Source organism: Clostridia bacterium, assembly GCA_017394805.1.
Lineage (GTDB): Bacteria > Bacillota > Clostridia > Christensenellales > CAG-1252 > RUG14300.
Map to the genome: position 1 here is coordinate 1 of JAFPXC010000033.1, position 13,739 is coordinate 13,739.

Here is a 13,739-nt window from a genome sequence, read left to right on the forward strand (position 1 = left end):
CGTCTCCCGCTCGAGTACAAAACAGAAAACACTCCATGCGGGAGTGGCTCAGTGGTAGAGCGTTGCCTTGCCAAGGCAAATGTCGCGGGTTCGTTGCGGAAGCACGCCGAGCCAAAGCGATGGCCATCCCGTCTCCCGCTCGAGTACAAAACAGAAAACACTCCATGCGGGAGTGGCTCAGTGGTAGAGCGTTGCCTTGCCAAGGCAAATGTCGCGGGTCCGAATCCCGTCTCCCGCTCCAAATATGCACCATTAGCTCAGCTGGTAGAGCAACTGACTCTTAATCAGTGGGTCCCGGGTTCGAATCCCTGATGGTGCACCAAATCGGGCAAGCATTGTGCTTGCCTTTTTTGTTGCCCCACAGGGATTCTCGCCCTCCGCCGGACGGTATCCCGCCACTTCCTACCCTCAATCGCCGTCTATCATTCCCGCAAACCGCACTCTACGCACCGATCCGCATTCATTTCTCCCCCTATTCTCCCGCCAAACGTTCGAATATTCGTTTGGTATGTGCTATAATATATACGAATAAGGAGAAACTGAATGAAACTCGTATTTATTTTCGGCAGCGGTGCGGTCGGCAAAATGACCGTAGGCCAAGAATTGACCAAAATCACGGATTTGCGCCTCTTTCACAATCACATGACCATAGAGCCGGTTCTCGAAATCTTCGGCTATTACGACGGGCAAGCCGTAGACGAGTTGCGCGAGGTTATATTCAAAAACTTTGCGGCCTCTCAAAACTACGGAATGATTTTTACCTATATGTGGGCGTTTGATCATTCGTCCGATTGGGATTATATCGAACACGTAAAGGACATCTTCAACCCATACGGTACGCAGTTCTACTATGTAGAGCTGATTGCCACAAAAGAGGTGCGTATGTTACGAAACGTAACCGAAAATCGGATCAAAAACAAACCGTCAAAGGCCGATATAGAGCGCTCTATGGAGCGCTTGCAGCACGAGGAAAACTATCGCCTCATCAGCAAAGATGGAGAGATCCCCTTTGACAATTATATGCGTATCGACAACACAGACCTCTCGGCAAGCGACGTTGCCTTGATGATAAAACAAAGATTTGACTTATAGATAAGACCGCCGACGAATGCAAGTGAAGCACGGTTCGTATAGAACCCCTCGCCGCCATTTCGGCCTACCCCCTACGTCAATCGTCGCAAACCGTCGAACCTGATTTTCACATAAAAAAAAAGAGACTGCCTCTTGGCAATCTCTTTTTTTGATTTGATGGTGTTATTTGGCGTACTCGACGCTGCGCAACTCTCGAATGACGCAAACCTTGATTTGGCCGGGATATTCCAATTCGATTTCCAATTTCTTGGCGATTTCCTTAGCCATAAAGTAGGTTTTTTCATCGTTGACTTGCTCGGGCTTGACCATAACGCGGATCTCTCTGCCGGCTTGAATCGCATAACTCTGCTCTACACCGTCAAAGGAATTGGCGATATGCTCGATGCTTTCCAGTCTCTTGACGTAACTCTCCAACGACGCACGTCTCGCACCCGGACGGGCGCTCGAAATGGCGTCGGCGATTTGCACAATCATGGCCTCCAACGTCTTGGGTTCCACGTCGCCGTGGTGCGCTTCAATAGCGTGTACGACGGCGGGGCTTTCCTTGAACTTCTTGGTCAATTCCACGCCAAGCGCGACGTGCGTACCCTCGACCTCGTGGTCGATGGCCTTACCTATATCATGCAACAAACCCGCACGTTTGGCGATCTTGATATCCGCGCCCAATTCCGCGGCCAACACGCCCGAAAGGTAGCAGACTTCCAACGAGTGCTGCAACACGTTTTGACCGTAACTGGTACGGAACTTCAGCCGTCCCAGCAGTTTGATCAACTCGGGGTGCAAATTATATACGCCCGAATCGTAAGTAGCCTGTTCGCCCGCTTCTTTCATTTGATTTTCGATCTCATTACGGGATTTGTCCACCACTTCCTCTATACGGGCGGGGTGTATTCTGCCGTCTGCGACCAGTTTTTCCAAACTGACGCGGGCAATCTCACGTCTCACGGGATCGAATCCGGACAACGTCACTACGTCGGGGGTGTCGTCGATGATGATATCCACACCGGTCGCATTCTCCAATGCACGGATATTACGACCTACTCTACCGATGATACGGCCTTTCATCTCTTCGTTGGGCAGGGCCACGACCGACACGGCCATTTCGCTCGCGTGATCGGTGGCGCAACGCTGTATCGCCAACGTGATGATTTCTTTGGCCTTCTTTTCGGCTTCTTCTTTGGCCTGTGCTTCGATGGCCTTGCACTCGTTCAGCGCGTCGCGTTTGGCTTCTTCCACCATACCGGCGACCAACTCCGCTTTGGCTTCGTCTTTGGTCATACCGGCCACGCGTTCCAATTCGCTTTCGATTTGACCTTCACGCACGTCCAACTGCTCCCGTTTGGTCTCCAAGTTACGCTCGGTTTCGGCGAGCTTGGCGCGCGTATTGTCCAATTCCTGCGCTTTTTTGTCCAACACTTCCTCTTTTTTGTTGAGTTGGTCGTCTCTGGCGGCCAATCTCTGTTCGGTGCGTTGGTTCTCTTGGCGAGCGGCGCGGCTTTCCTTTTCGATTTCCGCGCGGAGCCTGTGTTGCTCTTCTTTTGCCTCGAGTAGCGCTTCTTTACGAAGCGTTTTTGCTTCAACTTTGCCTTCTTCGACTATTCGTTCGGCTTCCGCTTTGGCGCTTTTGAATTTCTTACCTACAAACATTTTGTATCCGAAAAATCCGCCTACCACACCCACTGCCGCCGTTGCGATGGCAATAAGCGCGATACCCCAACCGGGGACGGAAGACAACAGCATAGTCGCAACCATACTGATAATCATGTTCAACCTCCTAATATTCAAATTTCAAGTAACAATATACTGCGAAAGCAGAAATTATAAACTGTTTCGATTATACTCTACTTCAACTATTATTGTCAATATTATTTAGTTAAAACGCGGAATATTTTGTCATAAGTTAATCAATCCGCTCCTCGAAGCCATCGAAAAACGCCTTTGACAAAACCCCTCGGCGCGACCGTTGCCGCTACACGCGTGAGAAGAAGGACACAACTTTGCCCAATATGCGCGCGTTCTCCAACTCGTCGTCCACGTACACCAACGGGGCGTGCGCGGGGTTTTCGGGCATCAACACCAACTTGTTCTGCTTGTCATAATAGTACACGCGTTTGATGGTGGCGGCTTCGCCGATGGCCACCACGGCTATCTCGCCGTTATTGACCATCTCCTGCTTGTGCACGAACACCAAATCCCCGTCGAAAATGCGGGCGTTGATCATGCTGTCGCCTTCCGCCACCACGCAAAAGTCGGCGTTAGTCTCCATGCTTTGCAGGATATAATTCTCGTAACTGTCCTCGGCGTAGATGGGTGCGCCGCACGCCACGGACGCCAACACGGGCAGACGTTTATAGGGCAACCCGTCCTGAATGATGGCTTGCACGCCCGTATCCCTGTCGCTTTCTTTCCCGAGCAAATAGTCCACGGTCACGTCGTACAAGGCGGCGAGTGCCAAAAGGTCTTGCGCTTTCGGCTCGGTGGTATTGTTTTCCCACTTGGCGACGGCCTGTTGGGACACGCCCAATTTCTCGCCGACTTCGGCTTGCGTCAAGCGATTTTTCTTGCGTTCTCTTTTCAAAATGCTTCCGTTCATAACACACCTCGCTATTATAATACAATAAATATTTGTATTTTGCAAGAGGTTTTATCATATTTTTTCTCTAATTTACAACTTTTTATTGTATTTTTAGACAAAAACAGAGAGATGGACGCTTTTCCCCCGACGAAACGCCGCCCGACGGAAGCCGACAAAAAAGCGGGTCGCTCTTTCGAGCGCCCCGCCGTCTATTTGCGCTTACAGCAATATGCAAATCATTCCGCCTTTGCCTTCGTTGACGATACGCCCCAACGTCTTGCGCATCTTGTTGGGCGCGTCCTTGGGCATGGCGTTCAACTTGTTGTTCAACCCCTCGTTGACCAGGCTCGACAGGGATTTCCCAAACATATTCGTTTGCCAAATACCCTTGGGATTCGTCTCGAATTCGCTCAGGAGATACTTCACCAACTCCTCGCTCTGCTGCTCGCTGCCCACCACGGGATTGACCTCGGTCTCCACGTCCACCTTCATAATATGCAGGCTGGGAGCCGACGCTTTCAGGCGCACGCCGAAGCGCCCTGCCTGTTTCATGATCTCGGGCTCGGCCAATTCCATCTCGTCCTCGGTGGGTTCGACCAACCCGTAGCCGCATTCCTCCACCTGTTCGAGCGCCTTTTTGAGACGCGCCACCTGTTTGGCGTCGCGCGAGAGGGCGTTGACATAGGACAGCAAATCGAATTCGCCCGATATCTCTCGGCTGCAGCAATCGCCCAGCGTGTGGTAAAACAGTTGCGGTTGCATCTTGTATTCCAGCCGTACCGTACCCGTGCCGAGGTCGCAACCGATCGTGCAATCCTCCACTTCCTCCCCCACGATGAGGGGCGCTATCCGCATGGCGTCGCGCATTTTGACCACTTCCGCGGTCGCCTCGGCCAAGCGAATGAACTGTGCCGAGACCAGCGGGTGATCGGCGTCCAACGCCGCCATCCAATCGGGCAACAAGGCGTCCACGCGCTTGACGGGGAACTCCATAAGCACCGCGGACATGATTTCGTCCACGTTTTTTTCGCTCATATTGAGCACGTCCACGGCCAATACGGGCACGCCGTATCGTTCGGCCAGCGCGTCGCGCAATTTCAAGGTATCCGCCGCATTGGGCGTCTTGGTGTTCAGCACCACGGCGAAAGGCTTGCCTTCCTTTTGCAACTCGTCCACCACTCTGCCCTCGGCGCCGAGGTAGGCGGGGCGAGGCAAATCAGTGATATCCCCGTCCGAGGTCACGACCAACCCGATGGTGCTATGGTCGCGTATCACCTTGCGCGTACCCAACTCGGCCGCTTCGGAGAAGGTCATCTCCTCGGCCTGCCACGGCGTTTTGACCATACGCGCCTTCCCGTCCTCGGTAGCGCCCATCGCGCCGTCGATCATATACCCCACGCAGTCTATCAAGCGCACCTTGGCCGTCAGCACTTCGCCGAACGCCACGTCCACGCCTTTCGCGGGCACGAATTTGGGTTGCGTCGTCATAACGGTTTTGCCGTCCGCCGACTGAGGCAATTCGTCAAGGGCGCGTTTGCGCTCGTTTTCGTCCTCGATACGAGGCATAACCGCCAATTCCATAAAGTTTTTGATAAACGTGGACTTACCCGTCCGCACCGGGCCGACCACGCCGATGTAAATTTCACCGTTCGTACGCATGGCAATATCGTTATACAAATTATTCGTGTCCATTTTGTCCTCCCTAACTTTGCTACAATGTATGACGAAACGCCTTGCGTTAGAACGCCCCGCGGCACAAAAAAAAAGCGTCGGAAATTACCCGACGCCTTTTACGCGCGCATATGCGCACGAACTTATAGAATACCCTTTCGCAAAGCCAACAGCCGCTCGCCCCCGATATACATACCGTATTCGGGTTTTTCGGGCAATTCTTTCATCAAGTCGGCGATCCATTCTCCCGCATAGCGCACGGCCTCGGCAAGTCCTTTGCCGTACAGCACGCGCGTCAGCACGATATTGGAAAACATATCGCCCGTACCGCACACGCCCTGATGGTGGAAAGGATGCGTAAACACGTCGATTTGTCCGTCGTCGTACACGAAGTTGGCCACCTCGTCGCCGTTGCGGATACCCGTCACCACCACGCGCTTGACGCCCAACGCCATTGCGTGACCTTGCAAAAACGCGATTTTCTCCGCATACTCCACGCCGTCCAACTTGGCGTAATCCGCGCCCGTCAACGCGCAAAACTCGGTGAAATTGGGGCAGGTCAAGTCGGCCAAGCGCACCAACCGCAAGGACGCTTCGACGTGTTCGGCCGAAGCGAACAATCGGCCGTCGTCCCCCATCACGGGATCCACCATGACAAAAGCGCCCGCCTTTTTCAAACGCTCCACCGCGGGCAAAACGGCTTCGACGCCCTTATCGTCGGCGAAACAGCCCGTCAGCACGGCGTCGGGCGCAAAGTCCAAAGTCGCCCAATGCGCCGCCACTTTGGGCAAAAACTCGCTAAGTGACGCAAATTGAACGCCCGCTACGCGGGTAGAAGAAGAAAACACCGCGGTCGGGACAGGATACGCTTTGCAATCGCACACCGAAAGGATGGGCATAGCCACTCCCAAGGTGCACGCGGCAATACCTGCGATATCGTTAAACACTACGACCTGTTTCATACCGAACTCCTCCTATTTTTTGCACAACTCCTCCAGAGTCGCGTATTCCAAACTTGTCACCAACACCTTAGCGCAAAGGTCCAGTTCTTCCATCGGCGCGTAACTCGGCGCCACGCGGATAGTGCTGTCCATATCGTCGCGGTGCAACGGATGCGCACAACCCGCCTCGGTCAATTTCAAGCCCGCCTTGCGGCACAATTCGATGACGCGGTGCGCCACTTTGGGCAAGGTGGTGATGGTGATAAAATAGCCGCCCTTCGGCTCCGTCCACTTGACGGCTTTGCAGCCGTCAAACGTCTCTCGCAACGCCGCGATGATCACCTCGAACTTGGGGCGCAGGATAGCGGCGTGCTTTTCCATATGTACGCGCAGATTCTCGGCGGATTGCAAGAACTGTGCGTGCGCGTACTGGTTGATTTTGTCATAATTGATGGTCTGCGCAGACAGCATCTTGTGCATAGACACGAAGTTTTTGTCCGAACACACCAACGCGCTGATGCCACCCGAAGCGAAGGTGATTTTGGACGTGGAAACGAACATATAGAACCTATCTATGTTGGGATTCTCCTCGCAAAACACGTTTTTGAGTTTGGGCGCGTCGGGATACAGGTCGTGCGCGAAATAGGCGTTGTCCCAAAAGATGCGGAAGTCGGTGGCGGCGGTGCGCATATTCATCAAGCGCGTCACCACCTCGTCCGAGTAGACGATACCCGTGGGATTGCTGAACCGAGGCACGCAGAACATACCCTTGATATTCTGGTCGCCCGCGACCAACTCCTCCACGAGGTCCATATCCGGCCCGTTCTCGTCCAACGGCACCGAAATCATCTGTATACCGAATTGTTCCAGCAAGGTGAAGTGGCGGTCGTAGCCGGGCACGGGGCAAATGAACTTGACCTCGGACAGCTTGCACCAAGGCGTCGAGCCGCACACGCCGAAGCAATAAGCGCGCGACAGCACGTCGTACATCAGGTTGAGGCTGTTGCTACCGCCGACCATCACGTTTTCCTTGTTGACCGACAGGATATCGGCCAGCACTTCGCGCAACTCGGGCACGCCGTCCAAATAGCCGTAGTTGCGGTAATCCGCGCCCTTGGGCGATTTGAAAGTGGAATTGCAAATATTGAGAAGGGGCATAGACAGGTCCAACTGCTCGGGAGAGGGTTTTCCTCTCGACAAATCGAGATTCAATTTCTCTTTTACCAACAGATTATGCCTTTTCCTAGCGTTTGCCAAACTGCTTTGCAATGCCTCGCGGCTCATCGTCGAATAGTCCATTATATTCCTCCGTTGTATATAGTCATTGTATAACTTTCACGCGACGAGTGTCAAACGAATGACCGACTTCGCGCATATTTCGCACAATTTACAGTTGTTCCTCTTGCTTGTTGCGTAGCACCAACTTGATGGGCGTGCCCGAAAAGTCGAACGCTTTACGCAAGCCGTTCTCCAGATACCGCTTGTAACTGAAATGCATCAAGGTCTCGTCGTTGACGAACATGACGAACGTCGGCTGACAGATATCCGTCTGCGTGGTGTAGTATATTTTCAGTCTTCTGCCGTTCTTTGTGGGCGGTTCGTTGACGGCGATGAGGTCGGCGATAACGTCGTTCAAGGTCCCCGTCGACACCCGTCTGCAGGCGTTTTGGTAGGCGATCTCGGCTTCGCCGAGGATCTTCTCCACCCGCTGTCCCGTCAAAGCGGACACGAACACCGCGCGGTAGTAATCCATAAACTTGAGGCTGTTGGACAAAATCTTCTTGTAGCGGTTGACCGTATCGTTGTCTTTTTCGATGACGTCCCACTTGTTGATCACCAGCACGCTCGGCTTGCCTTGGGCGTGGATATAGCCCGCTATCTTCACGTCCTGCTCGGTGATCTCGGTTTGCGCGTCGATGACCAACAGCACCACGTCCGCGCGGCGCACGCTAGCCAAAGCCCGCATCACCGAGTAATATTCCACGTCCTCGCCGACGGCTTTTTGCTTGCGCATACCCGCCGTATCTATGAGGGTGTAGGTCTTATCCCCCCGTTTCAGCGTGCTGTCGATGGAATCTCGGGTAGTGCCCGCTATATCCGTCACGATGTTGCGGTCTACGCCCAGCAATTTGTTGACCAGACTGCTCTTGCCCGCGTTGGGCTTGCCGACCACGGCGATTTTGAGTCCTTCTTCCTTGTCTTCGGGCGTTGCCGTCGTACCCAGCGCCTCCACCACGGCGTCCAGCACGTCGCCGATGCCCTTGGCGTGTTCGGCGCTCACGCCGTACGGATCGCCCAGCCCGAGGGCGTAGAAATCGTAGGGCGTTTCGCCCGGATTGTCCAACTTGTTCACCACCAGCACGACGGGTTTTTGCGTATGGCGCAGATAGGTGGCGATGCGATAATCGTCCCACACGATGCCCTGCTTGCCGTCCACCATGAATACGATGCAGTCCGCGATATCCACGGCCAACTCCGCCTGCCGTTTGATGTGTTGCCACATAACGTCATCGCTCTTCACGTCGATGCCGCCCGTGTCGATCATAGTGAAAGAATGCCCGCACCACTCCACGTCGGCGTAGATACGGTCGCGCGTCACGCCGGGCATATCCAGCGTAATGGAAATACGCTTGCCCGCCACCTGATTGAAAAAGGTCGATTTGCCCACGTTGGGGCGGCCGACCACGGCTACCAATTTGTTACTCATTTCTTTCCTTCCTATGGGCGAGGATCCCGATGAGGTCTCCGCCGCCCTCGCATATATGTATCCTGCAATCCAATTCGCGCTCGAGATCGACCACGCTCATGCCGTCCAACAGCACGGATTCGAACTCTTTCAAGGTTGTATCGGGCAATATCACGTCTTTGTGATAGCCCCGCGCCTTCAACTGTTTTACGATATCGCCGCCCGTCAGCAGTCCCGCCACCGTCACGGTTTTGCCGAACCAATCGTTTTTGACGACGGCTACGTCCAATTCGACGGGTTGCCCCCCGTCGGCGATGCGTTTGACGACGCCTTCGAGTATTCCCGCAAAGGCCACGCCCGTCACCAGCGTATATTTGCCCGACAATCGGGGATTGGCGGCCAACGCTTCGTCCGCTTCCCGCAAAAACGTGCTCACCATACCCACGCCGTTCTCGATCTGCACGAAGTCCTCGTAGGTCTCGTACTTGGGCATAGGCAGGTCGGCCAATATATACATCTCGTCCGAGCACCACACCCAATGCGTGCCGAGGGCCTCCACGCACATCGCCTGCATCTCTTCGACCATACGCACGGTCTCCGCCGCGCACCGTTTGCCGACGGGGTGCAAGGGGTACAACCCTTCGCGGTGTTCGGTCAATCCCACAGGCACCACGGCCACCGAGCGCACGTGCGGCGTCAACTCGTACAATTTCACCAGGGTTTCGCGTAGCACCTCGCCGTCGTTTATCCCCTCCACCATCACGATTTGCGTATGCATATCTATCCCGCGTTCGGCAAACCGCCGCATATACTCGAACACTTTGGTGCTTTGGGGATTGGCGCACAGCAATTTCTTGACGTCGGGGTCGTAGGCGTGCACGGACACGTAGAGGGGCGACAGCCCCAGGCGCAATATGCGCTCTACGTCTTCCTCTTTGAGGTTGCTCAAGGTCACGTACGAGCCGCACGCGAACGAGGTGCGGTAGTCGTCGTCCTTGACGTACAGCGAAGGCCGCATTCCTTTGGGACATTGTTCCACGAAGCAGAATATACAGCGGTTGGTGCACGGCTTGATGGGCATATCCACCGATTCGTATTCGATACCCATCGGCTGATAATCCTCTTTGCGAAGGTGTGCTTTGTGCTCCTTACCTTCCCTAAGGAAGGTAACGTCGAACTCACTTTGCCCGTCGTAATAGGCAAAGTCCAATGCGTCTTGGTAGGGATAGCCGTCGAACGCCGCAATGACGTCGCCTTTGCGTAGTCCCGCGCGGAACGCCGCCGACATAAAGTGCACTTTCGTAACGGATAACGGCATTATTCTTCAAAGGTCTGTATATACACCCTCTTGATGACGATATCCCTCACGGGCACGTCGTCGTAGCGAGCGGGATATCCCAACTTGGTCTGTATCACCTTGCTCGTCGTAGCCACCTTGCTGATGGCGATGGCCACTTTCATACTTTCGTCGTCCACCACTCGACCGAACGCCGCGTATTCGCCGTCCAAAAAGTCGCATTTGTTGACGCAGATGAAGAATTGCGACGACGCGCTGTCGGGCACGTTGGTACGCGCCATAGACAAAGTGCCGAGGGTATGCTTCACGGGGTTTTTGACGCCGTTTGAGCGGAATTCACCCTTGATAGAGGGCGTGTATTTGGCCTCCAACGCGGGCGTCATACCGCCGCCTTGTATCATAAATCTGTCGATCACGCGGTGAAAGATCAAGCCGTTGTAGAAGTTCTCGTTGGCGAGCTTGACGAAGTTTTCACAGGTGATGGGGGCGTATTCGGGGAATAATTCACAGCGAATTTTGCGCCCGTCTTCCAATTCGATAGTGGCAAACGTTCTCATAATATCTCCTTATTGCGGCGGTGTGCCGCCGCCTTCTATTCTCAAATTCATTTCGTGCCGCAGTTGGGGCGCGATATTCACGATATCCGACAGGCTCATACTCGCGTAGGTCACCCCGCGCGAATGGAATTCCTGCCGCCGCTCCACGTCCACCAGGAGTTCGTCCACGGCGAACAAGGTCTCCATCGGCGTGCGGCTGGGAATGACCAGCGCCCGCTTCACCAGATAGCGACGGACTTCGTGCTCGTGTTGCGTCACCGCCGTAGTCACCACCACGCTCACACCGCGCATAAAGGCGGCGAATACGGGCTTGCTTTGGGGTACGGTCACCAATATATCGGCGACGTCCAGGATATTGTCGTCCAACTTGTCGTTGATGAGCACGCCCGCCTTGAACTCGGGCAACTCCATATAATGGCGGCGCAAGGTCTTGTTGGCGGTGATGATGATGAGGTTGTAGTTCTCTTTTTTGCGCATCAGCAATTCGACGTCCTCGCGCATGGTATCCGTGGCGTATTCTCCCCCGTTCACCACCACCACGGGCAGGTCGTCCCCGATGCCCAAGAGGTGCTTTTTATCCGCCAAGGTCATGCCGTTGTCGATTTTGAGCGAAGGCATACCTATGACGGAGATCCTGTCCATATCCACGCCGAACTTTACGAGGTTTTGTTTTATCTCGGGGTTTTCCACGAAATACCCGTCCGCGTCCAATCGGACGAAGGTGGGATCGAGGGCGAAATCGGTCACCGCGCCCACCACGCCCACGGGCTTGCCGTACAGATTTTTGGCTCTTAGCGCCAAATTCAACGCGTAAGGCGTCGTGCATATCACCATCACGGGGTCGAAGCGTTTAAATACGTTCAGCACTCTACCCACCTCGATATCCCTGTTTTCTTTGTCGTTCGTTTTGGCGTATTTGTTTTTGTTTTGCTCTTTGATATTCTGCAAAGCCTTGGCTTCTCGGTTCTCCGAATAGAGGTGCAAAAGACGTCTTGCGTGGCGCACGACGAACCATTTGGCGGCGTCCTGCGCGCGGCGAATGACCGTATTGGTATAGGCGGCGTGATCCACCAAAATAACGTCGCAGGGGCGAAACTCCTGTTGTATGTAGAACTTCAGGGCGTCCGCTACCGGCTCGTCCGTGTCCTTATCGTACAATATCACGACGTGTTTGTTCCACCTTACTTCCATCGTACACTCCCCATTCGTGTTTTACACGAATTTCCTTTTGCGTGTCGTTACACTTCCACCACGACGGGCACCACCATGGGCACCGAATGGATGGACTGCCTTGCGCGGTTGCGCACGGCGCGGGCAATCTTGGCTTTCAAGGCGCTGCGCTTGTCCGCGTCCTTGTAGCGTTCCTTGGCCATCAACTGCTGTATATCCGTCTTCACGGCGCCCGCGAAATCTTCCGCCGCCGCGACGCCGCGCAGCATCACTTCGGGCGCGCCCACCAAAGTACCGTCCGTCAAGCGAATGCTCACGAACACCAGCACCATACCTTCGCTGGCCAACTTGCGACGGTCGCGGATGATGGACTCCATACTGTCCTCGCCCGATTCGGCGCCGTCTATATAGGTATTACCCGCCGCGATAGTGCCTACTTGCTTGACGCTGCGGGCGTTGGCGCGCACCAACATACCTATCTCGGGTATCAATATATTCTTCCGCGACACGCCCATGGTCTCGGCGAGGTCGGCGTGCATGGTCAGGTGACGGTATTCGCCGTGGACGGGAATAAACATCTTGGGGCGTATCAAAGACAGCATCAACTTCAACTCTTCCCTATGCGCGTGCCCCGATACGTGGATATCTTTCAGGGTGTGATACACCACCTGACAGCCCAAGCGGCACAGGTTGTTGATCACCGAGTACACCGAGCGCTCGTTGCCGGGAATGGGGCTTGCCGAAATGATGACGGTATCGTTACCGCCCAACTTTATCTTATTGTATTCGCCCATCGCCATACGCGACAAGGCGCTCATCTGCTCTCCTTGGCTGCCCGTGCTCACCACGACCAACTCCCCGTCGGGGATCCGTTTGATTTTGTCGATATCCACGATATTCTCGTTGGCGACGTGCAACAGCCCGAGTTGTCGGCCTATTTCGGCTATCTTCACCATACTTCTGCCGCCAAAGGCCACTTTGCGCTTGTATTTGACGGCGGTATCTATGATTTGTTGCAAACGGTTGACGTTGCTGGCGAAGGTGGCCACGATGATACGTCTGCCGATATTGTCGTCGAAAAGCACGTCGAAGTTCTCCCCCACCATACGCTCGCTGACCGTGCTACCCTCGCGCTCCACGTTGGTACTCTCGCCCAGCATCAACAATACGCCCTTGTCGCCGATACGCGACAAACGCGGAATGTCGGTCAACCCGCCCTCGGGGGGCGTGTAGTCGAACTTGTAGTCGCCCGTAAAGAAGACCACGCCCGCAGGCGTCGCCACGGACAACGCGAACGCACCCGCTATCGAGTGGCAGACGTGTACGTATTCCACGCGGAAGGGATTGCATACGGTCACGTCGCCCGCCTTCACCACGTGCAGTTTGCGGCTCTTCACACCGCGCTCTTCCAACTTGCTCTGCACCAAGGCGATGGTCAGGTCGCTGCCGTACACGGCGAGGTCGAATTCTTCCAAAAGGTAAGGCACGGCGCCGATATGGTCCTCGTGCCCGTGCGTAAGAAAAAGACCTACGATATTCGCGTAGTTCTCCCGAATGAACGTCGAATCGGGTATCACGTAATCGATACCCGGCGTGTCCTCCGTGGGGAAGGACTGCCCCGCGTCCACGATAATGTATTTATTGCCGAAACCCAAGACCGTCATGTTCTTGCCGATTTCGCCTACACCGCCCAAAAAGCCGACGGTAACGCTTTTCAATTTAGCCAATGCTTCACTCCATAATTGTAATA

Annotated in this window: 11 protein-coding genes and 3 tRNA genes; 4 read left to right on the forward strand and 10 right to left on the reverse strand. The window is 54.6% G+C overall.

Annotated elements, in window-relative coordinates; all coding sequences use genetic code 11:
• Nucleotides 1–37 precede the first annotated feature (37 nt).
• From II896_07830 to II896_07845, 4 genes are all read left to right on the forward strand, one after another.
• Nucleotides 38–140 (forward strand) — tRNA-Gly (locus tag II896_07830).
• Nucleotides 141–166: 26 nt separating this feature from the next.
• Nucleotides 167–241, forward strand: a tRNA-Gly gene (locus II896_07835).
• A 5-nt stretch (nucleotides 242–246) separates the two neighbouring features.
• Nucleotides 247–322, forward strand: a tRNA-Lys gene (locus tag II896_07840).
• A gap of 221 nt (nucleotides 323–543) precedes the next feature.
• The gene (locus II896_07845) at nucleotides 544–1,092 is read left to right on the forward strand and encodes a shikimate kinase (protein ID MBQ4444542.1); all 549 of its coding nucleotides are present in this window, start codon (nucleotides 544–546) and stop codon (nucleotides 1,090–1,092) included.
• 162 nt (nucleotides 1,093–1,254) lie between these two features.
• On the opposite strand, the gene rny is transcribed toward II896_07845, so the two are convergent.
• The 10 genes from rny to II896_07895 form a co-directional block, all read right to left on the reverse strand.
• Complete coding sequence (rny, locus tag II896_07850; protein ID MBQ4444543.1) at nucleotides 1,255–2,832, reverse strand: ribonuclease Y; 1,578 nt, start codon at nucleotides 2,830–2,832, stop codon at nucleotides 1,255–1,257.
• Between the two features lie 229 nt (nucleotides 2,833–3,061).
• The gene (locus II896_07855) at nucleotides 3,062–3,685 is read right to left on the reverse strand and encodes a helix-turn-helix domain-containing protein (protein MBQ4444544.1); all 624 of its coding nucleotides are present in this window, start codon (nucleotides 3,683–3,685) and stop codon (nucleotides 3,062–3,064) included.
• Nucleotides 3,686–3,886: 201 nt separating this feature from the next.
• Nucleotides 3,887–5,359, reverse strand: a complete 1,473-nt coding sequence (spoIVA, locus tag II896_07860; protein ID MBQ4444545.1) for a stage IV sporulation protein A — start codon at nucleotides 5,357–5,359, stop codon at nucleotides 3,887–3,889.
• A 122-nt stretch (nucleotides 5,360–5,481) separates the two neighbouring features.
• The gene (locus tag II896_07865; GenBank protein MBQ4444546.1) at nucleotides 5,482–6,300 is read right to left on the reverse strand and encodes a bifunctional hydroxymethylpyrimidine kinase/phosphomethylpyrimidine kinase; all 819 of its coding nucleotides are present in this window, start codon (nucleotides 6,298–6,300) and stop codon (nucleotides 5,482–5,484) included.
• Nucleotides 6,301–6,312: 12 nt separating this feature from the next.
• Nucleotides 6,313–7,578: an aminotransferase class I/II-fold pyridoxal phosphate-dependent enzyme gene (locus II896_07870; GenBank protein ID MBQ4444547.1), complete on the reverse strand. Its 1,266-nt coding sequence runs from the start codon at nucleotides 7,576–7,578 to the stop codon at nucleotides 6,313–6,315.
• 88 nt (nucleotides 7,579–7,666) lie between these two features.
• Nucleotides 7,667–8,986 (reverse strand): ribosome biogenesis GTPase Der, encoded by a 1,320-nt coding sequence (gene der / locus II896_07875; protein MBQ4444548.1) that lies wholly within the window; start codon nucleotides 8,984–8,986, stop codon nucleotides 7,667–7,669.
• On the reverse strand, nucleotides 8,979–10,283 hold the full coding sequence (locus tag II896_07880; protein MBQ4444549.1) for a DUF512 domain-containing protein: 1,305 nt from the start codon (nucleotides 10,281–10,283) through the stop codon (nucleotides 8,979–8,981). Before II896_07880 ends, der begins: the two co-directional genes overlap by 8 nt.
• A complete protein-coding gene (locus tag II896_07885) occupies nucleotides 10,283–10,819 on the reverse strand; it encodes a peptidylprolyl isomerase (GenBank protein MBQ4444550.1) in 537 nt (178 codons plus the stop codon). The genes II896_07880 and II896_07885 overlap by 1 nt, the downstream gene beginning before the upstream one ends.
• A gap of 9 nt (nucleotides 10,820–10,828) precedes the next feature.
• Nucleotides 10,829–12,010 carry a hypothetical protein gene (locus II896_07890; protein ID MBQ4444551.1) on the reverse strand — a complete coding sequence of 394 codons (1,182 nt, stop codon included), beginning with the start codon at nucleotides 12,008–12,010 and terminating at the stop codon, nucleotides 10,829–10,831.
• A 47-nt stretch (nucleotides 12,011–12,057) separates the two neighbouring features.
• Nucleotides 12,058–13,716, reverse strand: a complete 1,659-nt coding sequence (locus II896_07895) for a ribonuclease J (protein ID MBQ4444552.1) — start codon at nucleotides 13,714–13,716, stop codon at nucleotides 12,058–12,060.
• Nucleotides 13,717–13,739 lie beyond the last annotated feature (23 nt).